The organism is Humibacter soli (genome assembly GCF_054779035.1).
This window is the reverse complement of record NZ_BAAGYX010000001.1, coordinates 76,533-94,123: the sequence shown is the minus strand read 5'-3', so window position 1 is coordinate 94,123 and position 17,591 is coordinate 76,533. Positions and strand designations below refer to the sequence as shown.

13 protein-coding genes are annotated in these 17,591 nt (G+C 69.0%); 3 read left to right on the top strand and 10 right to left on the bottom strand.

The window, feature by feature from the left end:
- Positions 1 to 153: 153 nt before the first annotated feature.
- The 3 genes from ACYVDN_RS00400 to ACYVDN_RS00390 are packed head-to-tail and all read right to left on the bottom strand — an operon-like array spanning position 154 to position 2,746.
- Entirely contained in the window at positions 154 to 987 is an 834-nt protein-coding gene (locus ACYVDN_RS00400; RefSeq protein WP_460567328.1) for an ABC transporter permease, read from the bottom strand.
- Entirely contained in the window at positions 984 to 1,823 is an 840-nt protein-coding gene (locus ACYVDN_RS00395) for an ABC transporter permease (protein ID WP_460567326.1), read from the bottom strand. Before ACYVDN_RS00395 ends, ACYVDN_RS00400 begins: the two co-directional genes overlap by 4 nt.
- Entirely contained in the window at positions 1,820 to 2,746 is a 927-nt protein-coding gene (locus ACYVDN_RS00390; protein WP_460567324.1) for an ABC transporter ATP-binding protein, read from the bottom strand. The genes ACYVDN_RS00395 and ACYVDN_RS00390 overlap by 4 nt, the downstream gene beginning before the upstream one ends.
- A gap of 336 nt (positions 2,747 to 3,082) precedes the next feature.
- On the opposite strand from ACYVDN_RS00390, the gene ACYVDN_RS00385 reads away from it, so the two are divergent.
- Positions 3,083 to 5,155 carry an ABC transporter ATP-binding protein gene (locus tag ACYVDN_RS00385; RefSeq protein ID WP_460567322.1) on the top strand — a complete coding sequence of 691 codons (2,073 nt, stop codon included), beginning with the start codon at positions 3,083 to 3,085 and terminating at the stop codon, positions 5,153 to 5,155.
- A 117-nt stretch (positions 5,156 to 5,272) separates the two neighbouring features.
- On the opposite strand, the gene ACYVDN_RS00380 is transcribed toward ACYVDN_RS00385, so the two are convergent.
- Positions 5,273 to 7,306: a phosphoenolpyruvate carboxykinase (GTP) gene (locus ACYVDN_RS00380; protein ID WP_460567320.1), complete on the bottom strand. Its 2,034-nt coding sequence runs from the start codon at positions 7,304 to 7,306 to the stop codon at positions 5,273 to 5,275.
- Positions 7,307 to 7,388: 82 nt separating this feature from the next.
- On the opposite strand from ACYVDN_RS00380, the gene ACYVDN_RS00375 reads away from it, so the two are divergent.
- Positions 7,389 to 8,840, top strand: coding sequence for a helix-turn-helix domain-containing protein (locus ACYVDN_RS00375; protein ID WP_460567318.1), 1,452 nt, complete (start codon positions 7,389 to 7,391; stop codon positions 8,838 to 8,840).
- A 465-nt stretch (positions 8,841 to 9,305) separates the two neighbouring features.
- Here ACYVDN_RS00375 and ACYVDN_RS00370 read toward each other — a convergent pair whose 3' ends face one another.
- Complete coding sequence (locus tag ACYVDN_RS00370) at positions 9,306 to 10,091, bottom strand: 3-hydroxyacyl-CoA dehydrogenase (protein WP_460567316.1); 786 nt, start codon at positions 10,089 to 10,091, stop codon at positions 9,306 to 9,308.
- Between the two features lie 42 nt (positions 10,092 to 10,133).
- A complete protein-coding gene (locus tag ACYVDN_RS00365; protein ID WP_460567314.1) occupies positions 10,134 to 11,330 on the bottom strand; it encodes a thiolase family protein in 1,197 nt (398 codons plus the stop codon).
- 155 nt (positions 11,331 to 11,485) lie between these two features.
- Here ACYVDN_RS00365 and ACYVDN_RS00360 point away from each other — a divergent pair, with 155 nt between their 5' ends.
- Positions 11,486 to 12,562 (top strand): LPXTG cell wall anchor domain-containing protein, encoded by a 1,077-nt coding sequence (locus ACYVDN_RS00360; protein ID WP_460567312.1) that lies wholly within the window; start codon positions 11,486 to 11,488, stop codon positions 12,560 to 12,562.
- Positions 12,563 to 12,623: 61 nt separating this feature from the next.
- Here the strand turns inward: ACYVDN_RS00360 and ACYVDN_RS00355 are convergent, their stop codons facing one another.
- The 4 genes from ACYVDN_RS00355 to ACYVDN_RS00340 form a co-directional block, all read right to left on the bottom strand.
- Positions 12,624 to 13,490, bottom strand: a complete 867-nt coding sequence (locus ACYVDN_RS00355) for a CHAD domain-containing protein (RefSeq protein ID WP_460567310.1) — start codon at positions 13,488 to 13,490, stop codon at positions 12,624 to 12,626.
- A gap of 46 nt (positions 13,491 to 13,536) precedes the next feature.
- The gene (locus ACYVDN_RS00350) at positions 13,537 to 14,790 is read right to left on the bottom strand and encodes an RNA polymerase sigma factor (protein ID WP_460567308.1); all 1,254 of its coding nucleotides are present in this window, start codon (positions 14,788 to 14,790) and stop codon (positions 13,537 to 13,539) included.
- 10 nt (positions 14,791 to 14,800) lie between these two features.
- Positions 14,801 to 15,178: a YciI family protein gene (locus ACYVDN_RS00345; RefSeq protein WP_460567306.1), complete on the bottom strand. Its 378-nt coding sequence runs from the start codon at positions 15,176 to 15,178 to the stop codon at positions 14,801 to 14,803.
- 162 nt (positions 15,179 to 15,340) lie between these two features.
- Positions 15,341 to 17,536, bottom strand: a complete 2,196-nt coding sequence (locus tag ACYVDN_RS00340) for an MMPL family transporter (RefSeq protein ID WP_460567304.1) — start codon at positions 17,534 to 17,536, stop codon at positions 15,341 to 15,343.
- Positions 17,537 to 17,591 lie beyond the last annotated feature (55 nt).

The window sequence follows — 17,591 nt, the reverse complement described above, 5'->3', positions numbered from 1 at the left end:
GGATGTACACCGCATCGACGCCGATCTGGTGGGCAAACGGTCGATCTGCACGACGCAACACGCTCCACGAGGCGGCGGCGTCGACGGCGACGGACCCAACCATGCGGCCGGTCAACCGCGGTGCGCCGGGCGGGGACCGGCGCACAGGACGACTCAGTGCAGGAACAAGGCGCGCAGTCGCCGAGTCGTGAGGATGACGCCGAGCATCGCCATCACCGCGAGGTACAGCACATGCCACAGGATGCCGAGGGTCACCGCTCCCGTGGTGAGGGAGCGCACCAGCTCGACGCTCTGCCACAGCGGCAGCGCCTGGATGACCACTTGGACGCCCGGCGGGTACACCGACAGCGGATAGAACGTCGCCGACAGCAGGAACATCGGCAGCATCACGAAGTTGATGATGTCCATCTGCTGGAAGGACTTCATGTAGCTGGTGATCCCCATGCCGAAGCTGGCGAACGCGAACGCGACGAGCAGCACGGCGGGCAGAGCGAGCAAGGCCCACCACGACAGGTTCAGCCCGATCACCTGCATGACGATCAGGAACGCGATCGCGTACGCCGCTCCGCGCAGAAGCGCCAGCGAGATCTCACCGATGGCGATGTCGAGGGTGCCGAGCGAGGTGGCGAGCATCCCTTCATAGAGCCGGTTGAACCGCAGCTTGAAGAAGACGTTCCAGGTGGAGTCGTAGATGGCGCCGTTCATGGCGGCCGTCGCCAGCAGCGCGGGTGCGATGAACGCCGCGTACGAGATCTGCTGCCCGTTGCTCGCTGTGACGGTTCCGACGAACGAACCGAGACCGACGCCAAGTGAGAGCAGGTAGAAGATCGGCTCGAACACGCCGGAGACGACCACCAGCCAGTTGGTCGACTTGGTGGCGAGCCATCCGCGGTACATCACCGAGCGCGCGTTGCCCGCGTAGAGCGAACCAAGCGGACGACGCCGCGTGGATGTCTGCACCTCGGTCTCGAGCCCCACCCCGGTCATGTCGCGAGCCTCTTTCGTGCAGTTCGCCGTGCGAGCACCCAGCCGACGACCGTGAGTGCGACCAGGTAGACGATGTGCACGACGATGAGCCAGACGGGCTCCACCGCGCCGTACGAGACGGTGCGCGCGAGCTGGGTGCCGTGCCAGATCGGTGAGAGCCAGCCGATCCATTGCAGGTAGACCGGCATCGCCGACAGCGGGAAGAACGTGCCGGAGAACAGGGTGAGGGGCAGCAGCACGAACCGCATGAGCATCGCGATCTGCCCGGTGTCACGCTGCAGGGTGGCGACGTAGGCCATCACGGGGGTGCCGAACGCCAGACCGACGAGGGTGGCGATCAGTACCGAGAGCGCGGCCGTTCCGGCGGGCGAGGCGCCGAACAGCAGCATGAACACCCAGTACAGAAGACTCGTCGCCATGAGACGGATGATCACCGAGACCACGACGCCGTCGATGATCTGGCCCGGCGAGATCGGCGAGGAGCTGATGCCGACGAAGGTCGGGTTCCACTTGAACCCGAGCATGATCGGATAGGTGAACTCCTCCGACGCCACGGTGACGGCGGACGAGCAGAGCAGCGCAGGCGCGACGAACTGCAGGTAGCTCACCCCGTCGACGGCCTGCGGGCCGAGGTTCGAGCTGACCAGCGCGCCCAGCCCGACGCCCATCGCGTAGAGGTAGAGCAGCGGCGTGCCGACCGCTCCGACGAGCACGGTGGAGACGTAGGAGCGCATCACACGCAGCCGGTGCTCGGCCACGTACCAGGCGCCGAGACGCCGCGGCTTCGCTGCGACACGCTTCAGCGCGTCGCTCTCGGGGATCTCGATCGCGGTCATTCGATCAAAGACCTTCCCGTCAGGCGTAGAAACACGTCTTCAAGGCTCGAGCGTCGTACCAGCGACGTGAGCGGCCTGATTCCGTTCTCCGTGAGGGCGGCGAGCTCCGCCTCGCCGTCCGCCGTGTAGATAAGCACACGATCGGGAAGCGCCTCGACACGATCGCCGACGTGGCTGAGCCTCTCCGCCATCGCGGCGTTGTTGTCGGCGCCGAAACGCAGCTCCAGCACTTCCCGAGTCGAGTACTCCCTGATCAGCGACGCCGGCGTGCCCTCGGCCATGATCGTGCCCTTGTCGACGACGATCAGCCGATCGCAGAGCTGCTCCGCCTCATCCATGTAGTGCGTCGTGAGCACGAGAGTCGTGCCCTGCTCCTTGAGCCGGAACAGCCTGTCCCACAGGATGTGTCTTGCCTGCGGATCGAGCCCCGTCGTCGGCTCGTCGAGCAACAGGATGCGCGGGTCGTTCATCAACCCTCGTGCGATCGTCAGCCTGCGTTTCATGCCGCCGGAGAGGTCGGTGACCTTCGCCTTCGCCTTGTCCTCCAGCTGCGCGAAGGCCAGCAGGTCATCCGCCTTGCTGCGAACGTGTCCGGCGGGAAGCCCGAAATACCTGCCGTAGACGATGAGGTTCTCGCGAACGCGCAGCTCCTCGTCGAGGTTGTCGGCCTGCGGCACAACGCCGAGCTGCGAGCGGATCTCCGGCCCGTACCGCTCGGGGTCGAGACCAAGGATCTCGAGAGACCCGCTCGTGCGCGTCGACACCGCGCCGACCATCCGCATCGTCGTCGACTTTCCAGCGCCGTTCGGTCCGAGCAGACCGAACGACTCGCCGGGGGCGACCTCGAACGAGATGCCACCGACCGCCGTCACGTCGCCGTACTTCTTGACGAGGTCGGTTGCCACGATCACCGGGGAAGACACGTTGCCCAACGTAACCCACACGGGCGACAGTGTTCTCTTCCGCGCCCGTCCTCACCGGGCGCGCCGCCGTCGGCTGGGCGCATGGTTGCGTCCGACACCGTACATACCGCCGCCTCGCGGAGCGTGTCACGTCCTCGGCTCCTCTGCCCCTACGAAGCGCACGTTCCACCGTGGGTTGAGGAGCACGCGAAGCGCGCGTCTCGAAACCAGCCCACGCAGGCATCGGGTTTCGAGACGCGCGCGGCCACGCCGCGAGCTCCTCCGCCAGCGCGGGCGCCCGAGCCCCTTCCAGGGGACGTTGATAGCCTTCCGTGGCCACCCCCGACTGGAGTTCCCATGAGTTCCGCGACATCCACGCGCCGTTCCTTCAGGCCGCGAAAGGATGACGGCCCCCGCGCCACCTTCCGCCAGCTGCTGCCCTACATCCTCGAGCACAAGGGAGCTATGTCGCTGGTCGTCGTGCTCAGTGTGCTCGGCGCCGCCGCCAGCCTCGCCCAACCGCTTCTGGTGGGCCAGGTGATCAACCTGGTGCAGAACGGGGAAGCCCTCAACGGGCTGGTCTGGGCGCTCGTCGCCCTCGTCGTCGTGTCCGGGCTCATCTCCGGCTACCAGCACTACCTGCTGCAGCGCACGGGCGAGAGCGTCGTGCTCTCCTCGCGCAAGCGACTCGTCGCGCGCATGCTCAACCTGCCCATCAGCGAGTTCGACGCCCGCCGCACCGGCGACCTGGTCTCCCGCGTCGGCAGCGACACCACTCTGCTCCGCGCTGTGCTCACTCAGGGTCTCGTCGAGGCGATCGGCGGCTCGCTCACCTTCATCGGCGCGCTCATCGCGATGCTCATCATCGACCCCGTGCTGCTCGGCCTCACCGTGCTCGTCATCGCCGTGTCGATCGTGACGGTCGTGCTTCTCTCCGGGCGTATCAGGGTCGCCAGCCTCAAGGCACAGCAGAAGGTCGGCGACCTCGCGGCGGCCGTCGAACGGGCGATCAGCTCCGTGCGCACCATCCGTGCGGCCGGCGCCACCTCGCGCGAGATCGAGAACGTCGAGAAGGATGCCACCGGCGCCTACCGCATGGGTGTGAAGGTCGCCAAGATCTCGGCACTCGTCGTTCCGGTGGCAGGCATCGCGATGCAGGTCTCGTTCCTCGTGGTGCTCGGCGTCGGCGGTTTCCGCGTCGCCAGCGGCGCCATCACGGTGGCGAACCTCGTCACGTTCATCCTGTTCCTGTTCATGATGATCCTTCCGCTCGGGCAGGCGTTCGGCGCCTTCACGTCTGTCAACTCGGCTCTCGGCGCGCTCGGGCGCATTCAGGAGATCATCGAGCTGCCCAGCGAGGACGCCATCGACCCGCCTGCCGAGCAGCGCGCGGTCATCGTCGGGCCGGCGAACGCGGCAGTCAACCCGGATGCTCCTGCCATCGCCTTCGCCGACGTCCGGTTCTCCTACCCAGACTCCGTGATCGCGGCTCGCGCGGTGCTCGATGTCGAGTCCGAGCCTGCTGCGTCCGAGACAGCAGTGGCCGAGCGGTCCGGATCCGAGGACGCAGGCCGACCCGCCGAGGTGCCGATCCGCACGGGCGCGCACGCCGCGATCCCCGCGTCTGCGGCAGCCGAAGCGCTCGAGGCGTTCGAAGGCCACGACGTCGTCGCCGAGGCCGAAGCGGCGGCGGGCCTGCCGCGTGAGGTCTCCGTGACCGGGCTGACGGCATCCGACTCGGCACCTGAGGAGGGCGTGCTTCACGGCGTGAGCTTCGCAGCACACCGCGGCAAGCGCACCGCACTCGTCGGTCCGTCGGGTGCTGGCAAGAGCACGATCCTCGCACTGATCGAGCGGTTCTACGACCCCACCTCCGGGTCGATCTCGATGGGCGGGCTGGACATCCGTTCGGTCGACCGCGAGAAGCTTCGCGCCCAGATCGGCTATGTGGAGCAGGATGCCCCCGTGTTGGCCGGCTCGATCCGCGACAACCTCACCCTGGCGGCCCCTTACGCCACAGATGAGCAGTGCGTCGAGGTACTGCACGCGGTCAACCTCACCGACGTGCTCGATCGCAGTCCGCTCGGGCTGAACGCGCCGGTCGGCGAGGACGGCGTGATGCTCTCCGGCGGCGAGCGCCAGCGCCTCGCGATCGGTCGGGCGCTGCTCGCAGCTCCCCCGATCCTGCTGCTCGACGAGTCGACATCGAGCCTCGACGGACGCAACGAGCAGCTCATGCGCGAGGCGATCGACGCGGTCGCCGAGAACCGCACGCTCATCGTCATCGCGCACCGTCTCTCGACAGTGGTCGACTCCGACCAGATCGTGGTGATCGAGAAGGGCCGCGTGATCGGAACGGGCACCCACTCCGAACTCGTGGTGACGACCCCGCTCTACCGCGACCTGGCGAAGCACCAGCTGCTGGTGTAGCCCGGCGGGACGGCTGGCTCACCCCTACCCCCAACACCACCTTCCCGCCGAACCACCACCTTCCCGTCGACCGGGCGGCGCGGGCACTGCGCCTGGCGGGCGCGGTGCGTGGCGTGGTCAGGCGCGCAGGCGGTAGCGCAGGGAGTCCAGCTCCGCGGCGAGTGCCCGCGGGACGCGGTCGCCGAACTGGGCGAAGAACTCCTCCGTGAGGTCGCACTCGGCCAGCCACGCTGCCGGGTCGATCTCGAAGAGGCGGTCGACGGCATCCCGGTTGAGATCGAGACCTTCGAGGTCGAGGGATGCCCGCGACGGCACCCTCCCGATCGGAGTCTCCACCGCGGTCGCACCGCCGCCGGGCGTGTTGTCGAGGCGCTCGACGATCCAGGCGACGACGCGCAGGTTCTCGGCGAACCCCGGCCAGAGGAAGGAGCCGTCCGCGCCCTTGCGGAACCAGTTCACCTGGAAGATCGCCGGCGCGTGAGCACCGAGCCGCTCCCCCACCGACAGCCAGTGCGCCCAGTGATCTGCCATGTTGTAGCCGCAGAACGGCAGCATGGCGAACGGATCGCGACGCAGTTCGCCGACCTCCCCCTCCGCCGCCGCGGTGCGCTCGGAGGCGATCGTCGCACCGAGGAAGACCCCATGCCGCCAGTCCCTGGCCTGCAGAACGAGCGGAACGTTGGTCGCGCGCCGTCCCCCGAAGACGATCGCGTCGATCGGAACGCCGGCTGGGTCATCCCACTCGTCCGCGATCGTCGGGCACTGCTCGGCCGCGACCGTGAAACGCGAATTCGGATGAGCTGCAGGGCGCCCCGAGCCGGGAGTCCAGTCCTTTCCCTGCCAGTCGGTGAGGTGCGCCGGCGGCGTGTCGGTGAGGCCCTCCCACCAGACATCGCCGTCGTCGCGCAAGGCGACGTTGGTGAAGATGGTGTTGCCCCAGAGCGTCTCGACGGCGGAGCGGTTGGTGGACTCCCCCGTGCCTGGAGCCACCCCGAAGAAGCCGCGCTCCGGGTTGATCGCGCGAAGGCGGCCCTCGGCATCCTGCTTCATCCAGGCGATGTCGTCACCGATGGTCTCCACGCGCCATCCGGGCAGCCGAGAGCGCAGCATTGCGAGGTTGGTCTTGCCGCACGCCGACGGGAACGCCGCAGCGATGTGGCGCACCTTTCCGGCCGGCGACGTCACCTTGATGATGAGCATGTGCTCGGCGAGCCAGCCCTCCTCGCGAGCGATCTGCGAGGCGATGCGCAGCGCGAAGCACTTCTTACCGAGCAGGGCGTTGCCGCCGTAACCAGAGCCATACGACCAGATCTCGCGGTCCTGCGGAAAGTGCACGATGTACTTCGTGTCGTTGCACGGCCATGCGACGTCGTCGCGGCGCACCCCTGAGTCGTCGACGAGTGGGAAGCCCACGCTGTGCACCGTGCGTACCCAGGGACGTCCCTGCTCGATCTGATCGAGTGCGCCGCGACCCATGCGGGTCATGATGCCCATCGAGACGACGACGTACGGGGAGTCCGTCAACTCGACGCCGAGCTGGGAGATCGGGCCACCGAGAGGCCCCATCGAAAAGGGCACGACGTACATCGTGCGGCCGCGCATGCTGCCGGCGAAGACGTCGCCGAGCTCCTGTCGCATCTCCCGCGGCGCACGCCAGTTGTTCGTCGGCCCCGCGTCGTCCTCCCGTTCGGAGCAGATGAACGTGCGCTCCTCGACGCGTGCCACATCGGCGGGATCGGTGCGGGCGAGGTAGCTGCCTGGCCGCCACTCGGGGTTCAGCTTGATCAGCTGGCCGCTGGCCACCTGCAGCTTGAACAGGCGGTCGGCCTCCGCGAGCGATCCGTCGCACCAGACGACCTCGTCGGGCTGCGTGAGCTCCGCGATCTCCGCGACCCAGGCGGCGAGCGCCGCGTCGGTGATGCCGGATGCCCACTCCCGCTGTTCGGCCGGCGCGTCCGCGGCTTGCGGCGGTTCCGCTCGACGAACCGGAGTGACGGGTGCGGGGGCGACGGGTGCGGGGGCGATGGGCACGGAGGTGGCGGGTACGGGAGGGAAGGAGGAAGCCGGGCGAGAGCCGGTGCCCTCGGCATCCGCCCGGCTGGTCTGTTGGGTACTGCTGTGCGTCGTGCGTGATCTCTGCAGGATCGTCATGACTTCACTCTCACGCCACTTGGGTCATCCAGAACCACAAATCACACGTGAAGAATCATCATTCTTTTGCTAGCGTGAACGAATGGATGCCGACACCGCCGATATCGCCACCATCGGTCATCGAATCAGGCACTTTCGCACCGGAAAGGGACTGACGCTCGAGCAGGTCAGCACCCGGGTCGGAATGTCGCAGAGCCAGCTCTCGATGATCGAGAACGGCAAGCGCGAGCCCAAGCTCACGACGCTGCAGTCGATCGCGTCGGCGATCGGCGTCGACCTGGCATCCCTGCTCGTCGCGGAGCCCCCTGACGAGCGAACCGCCTACGAGATCGAGCTCGGCAAGGCGCAGCGCTCTGCGCTTTACACGACCCTCGGGCTGCCGATGGTGCGGCCGACGAAGGGCACGCCGACCGAGACGCTCGCCGCCCTCGTCGGTCTGCACCGTGAGCTCGCCAGGCAGGCGAGCAAGGCGATCGCCACGCCGGAGGAGGCCAGGCGTGCGAACACCGAGCTGCGCGAGTGGATGCGCGGGCGCAACAACTACCTGCCAGAGATCGAGCGGCTGGCCGAGGAGCACGTGAAGGCGTCTGGCCATGTCACGGGAGCGCTCACGCACCGTGAGGTGAGTGTCATGGCCAAGCGGCTCGGCTTCCAGCTGATCTACGTGGATGACCTGCCGATCTCCACCCGCTCCATCACCGACCTCGAGCACGGCCGCATCTACCTGCCCCCCGCGTCGATCCCCGGTGGACACGGCCTGCGCTCGATGGCGCTGCAAGCGCTCGCGCACCGTGTGCTCGAGCACGAGCGGCCGACGAGCTATGCGGAGTTCCTGCGACAACGGTTGGAGATCAACTACTTCGCGGCGTGCTGCCTGATGCCGGAGAGCGCCGCAGTGGCCTTTCTGCAGAACGCCAAGAAGGAGAAGGACCTGGCCGTCGAGGACTTCCGCGACGCGTTCGGCGTGACGCACGAGACGGCATCCCTGCGCATGAGCAACCTCGTGACCGTGCACCTGGGCATCCGCATGCACTTCCTGCGGGTCGGCGAGGATGGCGCCCTGTACAAGGGCTACGAGAACGACGGTCTTCCGCTGCCCACCGACGTGACGGGTGCGATCGAAGGTCAGCTGGTGTGCACGAAGTGGAGCGCGCGCAGCGCGTTCGCGCAGACCAACCGCACGACCGAGCTCTACCAGTACACCGACACGCCTGCCGGCACCTACTGGTGCGCGACGCAGACCGGGCGGGCGGATTCCGGCAGCTTCACCATCACCGTCGGCGTGCCGTTCGGCGACGCCAAGTGGTTCCGCGGTCGGGAGACCACCGTGCGTGCAGAGTCGAGCTGCCCGGATCCCTCGTGCTGCAGAACTCCGGACGCCGCACTCGAGACCGCGTGGGCCGACAAGTCGTGGCCGAGCGCACGGCTGCACGCGCACATCCTCTCGCCGCTGCCGACCGGCGCCTTCCCCGGTGTCGACGACGCGGAGCTGTACGCCTTCCTCGACGCCCACGCCGGCCCACTCGGGGAGTAGCCGCCGGCCTCGGCCCGCTCCGTCATCCCGGCCGGCTCCGTCGCCCCCGGCCGGCTCCGTGACCCCCGGGCCATCCCGACGAAGCACCACGCCGCGTGCGCATAACTCCTGCAATCCGGCCGGGCTCCCCCGTATTCGTCTGGGCAGGCCGCGCCCAAGCCCAGTATCTGCAGGAGTTATGCACGAGGGCGGTCCGACGCGATCCGCGCCGTCGGCGCTGGGCTACCACTCCGGCGGAGCACCCGCCGGGCGCCGAGCCACCGCCCCGTGAGCGACCACCCGACCGTCGAGCCACCACCCGACCGCCGAGCCACCACCCGGGCGCCGAGCCACCACTTTGTCTGCGTGGTTACGGTGGTGGCTCGGCGATTCGGGTGGTGGCTCGACGGTGGGGTGTCGACTCGGCGCGGCTGCAGCTGGGGCTGGGGCTGGGGCTGGGGCTGGGGGCTGGGGCTGGAGCTGGGCCTACTTCGGCTGCATGCGGATGGCGCCGTCGAGCCGGATCACCTCGCCGTTCAGCAGCGGGTTCTCCACGATGTGCCGTACGAGAGCCGCGTACTCCCCGGGAGTCCCCATGCGGGACGGATGCGGGATCTGCTCCTCCAGCGAGCGTTGTACGTCCTCGGGCATCCCGGCCATCATCGGCGTCTGCATGATGCCCGGCGCGATCGTCATCACCCTGATCAGCAGTTTCGACAGGTCGCGTGCGATGGGCAGCGTCATGGCAGCGACTCCGCCCTTCGACGCGGAGTAGGCGGCCTGGCCGATCTGACCGTCGTACGCTGCGACCGATGCCGTGCTGACGATGACCCCGCGCTCCTTCGTCGGCGGCACACCGGGCAGCGACTGCTCCTCGACCGGCTCGTTCGTCGACATCGCCGTCGCCGCCAGCCGGATGACGTTGAACGTGCCGATCAGGTTGATGCGGATGGTTCGCTCGAACGCCGCCAGGTCGAGAGGTCCTTCCCTCCCGACGGTGCGACCCGCCGTGGCGATGCCCGCGCAGTTGACGACGACGCGAAGGGGCGCGAGGGACTGCGCCGCATCAACGGCGGACTGCACCTGCGCGGCATCCGTCACGTCGGTCGGCACGAAGACGCCACCCAGTTCCGCCGCGACCTGCTCACCTGGCGACGACGGCAGGTCGACGATCACCACCCGTGCTCCCGCCGAGGCCAGCACCGTCGCGGCGCCCTTGCCGAGGCCGGATGCCCCGCCCGTGACCAGCGCACTGCATTCCTGAATCTGCATATGTTCCTCCGGGTGTCGTCTCCGCGCTCTGCGAAGGGAAGGTCAAAGCCTCTCGATGACGGTGGCGTTGGCCATGCCGCCACCTTCGCACATCGTCTGCAGGCCATACCGGCCGCCCGTGTGCTCGAGCCGCGCCAGAAGCGTGCCGAGCAGCCTGGTGCCGCTCGCCCCCAGCGGATGCCCGAGCGCGATCGCACCGCCGTCGGCGTTCAGCCGCTCGGGATCGGCGTCGAACTCCCGCAGCCACGCCAGGGGAACGGGGGCGAACGCCTCGTTCACCTCGTAGGCGTCGATCTCGTCGAGGTTCAGGCCGGTCTGTTTCAGGATGCGCGCCGTCGCCGGCATCACGCCTGTCAGCATGTACAGGGGGTCGCTTCCGGTCACCACGAACGAGTGGAACCGGGCGCGGGGTGTCAGCCCCAGCTGCTCCGCCCGCCTCGAACTCATGATGAGGGCAGCCGACGCACCGTCGGTGAGCGGCGAGGAGTTGCCCGGCGTGATCTTCCAGTCGATCTCGGGGAAGCGACGTGCGAGGTCATCCGTACGGAACGACGGGTTCAGGCCGGCAAGACCCTCGACCGTCGTGCCTGGCCGCACCGTCTCGTCGACGGCGACCACTCGCGTGCCGTCCTCCGTCGGGACGGCGACGGGAACGAGCTCGCGGTCGAACTCCCCCGCCTCGGCGGCCTCCGCAGCACGGAGGTGCGAGCGAGCGCTGAACTCGTCCAGCTCGTCGCGGCCGAAGCCGTACCGCTGTGCGATCAGCTCGGCCGAAACCCCCTGGCCGACGAGCCCGTCCGGATAGCGCGCGGCGATCGCCTCTCCATACGGGTCGCGACCGACGGTGGATGACCCGATGGGCACTGCACTCATCGACTCGACACCGCAGGCGATGACGACGTCCTGCACGCCCGCCATGATGGCCTGCGCGGCGAAGTGCACCGCCTGCTGGCTCGATCCGCACTGCCGGTCGATGGTCGTGCCGGGAACGTGCTCGGGAAATCCCGCGGCGAGCACCGCGTTGCGCCCGACGTTGAAGGTCTGCTGCCCGACCTGGCCGACGCACCCCGCGATCACATCGTCGACGGCTCCGGGGTCCAGGTCGTTACGCCTGACCAGTTCGGCGAGCAGGCCGCCGAGCAGGTCGACGGAGTGGATGCCGCTCAACGCTCCGCCCGGCTTGCCCCGCCCGCTCGGCGTGCGGACGACATCCACGATCACGGCCTCTTCGACGCTCATGCGCCAAGCCTACGTTCGCCGCCCCCTCCCCAAATGTGGGCCACGACAGACGCCTGCCGGATTGCTATCTTGAGGGATGCCGTGGGTTGCTCGGGTCGGCCGTGGGCGTCATCCCTCATCACGCGGTCATGCCGCGGAGCATTCAAGGAGCCACGGTGGCCGCACGCCGATTCGTCTTTGGAGCGGTCGCCGTTCTCGCCATCGCTGGTGGAAGCGCGTTCACCCTCGGTGCAGCACCGGCGATGGCCGACTCCCTTCCGGCGGCCGGCTGCCGCACGAACTGCGTCGCCACGTTCGACACGACGGGTACCCACGACCTCACCCTTCCGACCGGGCTGTCGTCGCTCACGGTCACGGTCGCCGGCTCTGCCGGTGCAGCCCTTTCACCCGACGTCACGAACCAGCCGTCCGTCGGCGGTACGGGAGGCGTCACGACGGTGACCCTCGACCCCGCCACCTACGGCGGCGCGGCGCTCCAGGCGGGCGTCGGCGGAACGGGTGAGGGCAGCTTCCTCGCCACCTCCGGCGGGGCCGCCCTTCTCGCCGCAGCGGGCGGCGGTGGCGCGGCCGGCTATGCCGCCTACCTCGACCTCCCTGGCGAGATCCTCGCCGTGTACCCGGGCGGCGCTGGCGGCGCGCCGAGCGCCACGGGTGTCGCGCCGGGAGCCGACGCGACGGCGTTCGGCCCGCTCGCCGCGAACGGCAAGGGCGGAACCGCGACAGGCGGGGCCGGTGGGGTCGGAACCACGGGAAACGGCGGCGACGGCGGCTCGACCACGACGACAGCGCCCGTCGTGCTGGCCCCGGGCGGCACGGGCGGCACGTTCAGCCTGGGAGAGCAGACCATCACGGCCGGTGCCGGCGGCGGCGGATTCACCGGAGGTGGCGGCGGTGCCGTCGAGCGCAACGTCGACAACGGCGACACGCCTGTGGACGTGATCGCGCCGGGCGGCGGCGGCTCAGGCTTCCTCGCGGACTCGCTGACCGCAGTCGCAGGTGCGGGCAACACCGGCACAGGCTTCGTCACCTTCACGTGGTCGCTCCCGCCCGTGCCCACCACGCCGACGCCCACCCCGCCTGCGACACCTGCAGCAACCGTGACGACAGCGACAGCGTCGCCGGCGCTCGCCGACACAGGTTCGGACGTGACGCTGCCGATCGTGCTGGGTGGCGCACTGCTCGCGGGCGGACTCGCCCTCGTCGTCGTGATGCGCAGGCGCGCGAGTCGCTGAGTCCGGGGCTGACGCCGGTCGACCGCGGGAGGCGATGCCGGTCGGGCGGACGCCCGCACGGTCATCCGACCCGTTCGACCGCCTCGTCAATGGCCGGAACCAACGTGTCGAGTTCGCGGAGTCTGACCTCGGCCTCCCGCTCGAGCGTCTCCGCGAGAGAGTGCATCGTGCCGGTCGGCGCGTCGTGCGCGCGAACCGCCCACGCTCGCAGCTCGTCGGCGAGCAGCATGGCGTCCCGATGGTCACCGAGCGCGTCTTGCACGGCTTCGGCGGCCGCCGCGAGGTCGGATGCCCCGGCCACGTCCTGCTGCACGGCATCGGCCGCATAGCGAACACGCCGTGCGGCCTTGCGCGTCGCGTGCAGGTGCTCGAGGTCGCCATCGGATGACGCTGCCTCCGCAGCTCTGTCGACCTTGCGGCACGCCTTCCGAAGGGAGCGCCGAGCGACGGCGGTGACGCGTCTGTCGGCATCCGGTCCCTCGAAGGCGTGCCCGACGAACGCCCGCAGGTCGGCGAGCAGAGCGCGGTGAGCCGGGGAGTCCAGCACAGCGACCGCGTCGGCGTGCGACTCGGCCTCGGTCTCGGAGGCGCCCGTGACGAGGCGCAGCAGAGCGATCCTGGTGGCGTCGTCGCCCGCTGCCTGCCATCGCTTGCGCAGAGCGTCGGTGCGCACCTCGTCGTCGCGCGCCGAACCGAGCAGCTCCCCCAGGTCGGCGAGCTGAGCACGCAGGTCACGACGAGCGCTGGGGTCGAAGACCCGCGGATAGACGGAGAGGATGCTCCGCATGCGCCGCACCCGCGTACGCGCCTGATGCAGCGCATCGTCGGCGTTGACGCGAATCCCGCTCTCGAAGCCCTCGAGTTCCACGACGGCCGCCGTCATGGCACCCGAGAGCGCGGCACGCGCCGTCACACGCTTTCCTGGCACCCTCGCCCCTTCCTGCTCGCGTCGGAGCGCGACCAGCGGAGCAAGCCTACTTCTCGGGTTGCGTGCGGCGTCGCTCCAGATGGGCTCTCAGCACCGGGTCGGTCGTGAGAGCGATGGCCTGCAGGTATGCGGCATCCGCGTCGTCGCCACGTCCCAGCAACGCGAACAGATGTGCCCTGGTGGCCCATGCGGGCTGGAAGCGCGACACCGCGGGGTCGTCGATCGCCTCGAGCGCCACGAGACCGGCATCCGGTCCCTCCGCTTCGCCGATCGTGGCCGCGAGCGCCACCCTGGCGCCCAGGGTGGGACGGATGCCGACCAAAGCTTCGTGCAGCCGACGCAGCGCGACGGGGTCCACATCGATGCCGCGCACCCGCGCGTCGTGGGCTGACTGGATGGCCGCCTCGAGCTGGAACCGACCGACGATGCCGGACCGGCTCGCTCGAAGCAGCAGCTCCTCTCCGCGGCGGATGAGGGCGACATCCCACCTTGCCGTGTCCTGCTCGTCGAGCGGCACGAACCGACCCAGGTCGTCGAGTGCTGCGCCCTGTCGCGCTGCTGAGAGGTGCAGCAGGGCATCGAGGCCGAGCACCTCGGGCTCTCGCGGCAGCAGCTCAGCGAGCAGTTCAGCCAGGGCGAGCGACTCCGCGGTCAGTGACCCGCGCTCGATCGGCCCGGCGATGGGCCGCCACTCGATCGCATACGCACCGTAGACCGCTTCGAGCACAGCCTGAAGCCGTGCGGGCAACGCGCGGCGATCCGGAACGGAGAACGGGATGCCCGCCGCCCGAATCTTGCGTTTGGCGCGCACCAGCCGCCCCGTCATCGTCGGCTCCGGCACGGCGAACGCAACGGCGATGCGCCGCGCATCCAGACCGAGCACGGTCTGCAGCATCAACGGCGTGCGCACCGCGGGGTCGATCGCCGGGTGTGCGCACACGAACAGCAGCGCGAGCCGTTTGTCAGGGATCTCGTCAGGCTCCGGCGACCCGTCCCCGTCGGTGTTCGCCGCGGCGAGAACACCGACGTGCACGTCGTTCGAGTCGTCGGGAAGCGGTATCGACGTACGGAAGGCCGCGGACCGGTAGAGATCCTTGAGCCGGTTGCGCGCGACGGTGAGCAACCAGGCCAGCGGATTCGACGGGATGCCTGAGGCCGGCCAGTTGCTCAGAGCACGCTCGTAAGCATCCGCCAGCGCGTCTTCCGCGGCAGCGATGTCGCGGGTCTCGGCCGCGAGCACGGCGAGCAGCCGCGAGTGGTCGCGCGCGACGACGTCGGCGAGGCGATCGGCAGCAGGCATCCCGTGCACGTCAGGCGTCGGCGACCCAGGAGTCGCCGGCCGTGTGGATGCCGACCGGTCGCACCTCCAGCACGCCGTAGGTCGCCCCAGGGCACTTCTCCGCCCACGCGAGCGCGGCGTCCAGGTCGGGCACGTCCAGCACGAAGACGCCGGCGAGCTTGTCCTTGGTGTCGGCGAACGGGCCGTCCTGCACCTCGAGCGATCCGTTCCGCAGAGTCACCGTTGTCGCGGTGGTGCTGGGTTGAAGGATCTCGCCCGCGATCAGCACGCCTGCGTCATCCAGTGCCTTGACGTACTCGCCGAACGCTACCCTCATGGCGTCGACCGCCTCATCCGACACCTCGACCTCGCCGAGCTCCGGGTTGTTGAGCACGAGTGCGTAACGCATCTCGCTCTCCTCTCGTTCTGCGCCACCCGTTGCGGCGCGTTCACCTGGATGACGATCGAGCACACGCCCGACCGACCGCCACGAGGAAGATTCTCGTGCACCCGCTGGTCGAGGAGCGTCGGCAACAGGACGACGCATGACCAGGGGAGTTCGCAGCCCGCCTCAAGCCCCGTCGCCGACGGCCTCTCGCTCTCGAGGTTCGTCCGTGTCGGATGCCACGGTGGCGGCATCCTTGCGCCACAGCTTCGACGGCCACCAGATCGCCGGGCCGATGTCGTACGAGAGCGCTGGGATGAGCAGCGACCGCACGATGATCGTGTCGACGAGCACGCCGAACGCGACGATGAACGCGATCTGCACGAGGAACAGGATCGGGATGACGCTGAGCGCCGCGAACGTCGACGCGAGCACGAGACCGGCCGAGGTGATGACCCCTCCCGTGACGGCGAGTCCCCGCAGGATGCCCTGCCGCGTGCCGTGCACCAGGGTCTCCTCGCGCACCCTGGTCATCAGGAAGATGTTGTAATCGATGCCCAATGCCACCAGGAACACGAATCCGTAGAGGGGCACGGCGGGGTCGGCGCCGGGGAACCCGAATACGTCGTTGAAGACGAACGCGGCGACGCCGAGTGATGCCGCGAACGAGACGACGACCGACAGCACGAGCAGCACGGGTGCCAGCACTGCCCGAAGCAGAAGCATCAGGATCAGCAGGATCACCACGAGCACGATCGGGATGATCGTGTTGCGGTCATGCAGCGAGGCATCGTTCGAGTCGATGGCGACCGCGGTGACGCCGCCGACCAAGACCCTGTCACCGACATTGGTCAGCGACTCGCGCAGGTCCCGCACTGTCTGCTCAGCTGCGTCGGAGTCGGCGGGATGCTTCAGCGTGGCCTGGAGCATCACGTCGCCGTTCACGACGGTCGGGTTGGGCGCCGGTGAACCGGGCGCGCCGAACGACTGGATGCCGTCTTTGGTCACCGGAGCAGCGCCGCTGGGGGCGTCCTTCGCGACGACCGCGACAGACGAGACGCCAGGGCTGTCGAGCAGAGTGTCGGTCATCCGCTGCAGGTCATTCTGCGGCCCGACCACGAGCGCCGGGCTGCCCGAGCCGCCTGGGAAGTGGTCGGCGAGCACGTTCTGACCGTCACGCGCCTCCGAGTGGCCGAGGATGAGGTCGCTCTGCGGCACGCCGTCGGCCTTCAACTGCAAGAGGCCGGTCGCGCCGGCCAGGAGCGCGATGGTGCAGACGATCCAGATGATGCGCGGTGCACGGCGGATCCAGCCGGCGACGCGCGCCCACAGCCCACGGGCATCAGGCCCGACCAGCTGCGGATGCGCAGAACCGTACTTCGGACGCACCGGCCAGAACGCGACGCGCCCGAAAGCGAGCAGCAACGACGGCAACAGCGTCATCGCGGCGAGGAATGCGAAGACGATGCCGATCGCGGCGACCGGGCCGAGCGCCTTGTTCGAGTTGAGGTCGCTGAACAGCAGGCAGAGCAGTCCGACGATGACGGTTCCCGCTGAGGCGGCGATCGGGCCGATCGAGCCGCGCAACGCCGTCCAGGTGGCGGGCCAACGCCGCTCCTGGTCGCGCAGAGCCTCTCGATACCGCGAGACGTAGAGCAGTGAATAGTCGGTCGCCGCCCCGATCACGAGGATGAACAGGATGCCCTGCACCTGCCCGCTCAGCTGCACCACACCCCACTTCGCGAGCCACCACACCACGAGCAGCGCGACGCAGAGAGCGAACATCGAGGTCGCCAGCACCAGGATCGGCAGCAGCGGCGACCGGTACACGATGACCAGAATGATGAAGACGGCCAGAAGCGCGACGGCGAGGAGGATGCCGTCGATGCCGCCGAACGCCCCGACGAGATCCGCGGTGAATCCGGCCGGCCCCGTGACATAAACGTCGACCCCGTCGGGAGCGCTCTTCGCCAGGTGGTCGCGCAGCGCGGCGACGTTCGTGTCGAGAGCAGAGTCGTCGGCGATCGGCACGAACACCTCGACTGCGGTGCCGTCCTTCGAGGCGATGGGAGGCGAGACGTCGCCGTTCACGCCGTCGAGCTTCGCGAGCGACTTCGCATCCGAGGTGATGTCCGCGATGTCCTGGTCGGTCAGCCCGCCGTCACGATGGAAGACGACGATCGCGGGAACGTCGCTGCTGCCGCTGAACTTCGACTGCAGATCCGCCACCTTCGTGGCATCCGCACTCGCCGGCAGGTAGCTGGCCTGGTCGTTGCTCGACACCTCGTCGACGCGGCCGAAGTAGGGTCCGCCGATTCCTGCGAGGGTGAGCCACACGAGGATCAGCAGTGTGGGGAGGACGATCCTGATCCATCGCGGCATCCGTCCATTGTGCCTGCGCGCTGCCCCGCGCGGCACCCATTGACAGCAACCGCAG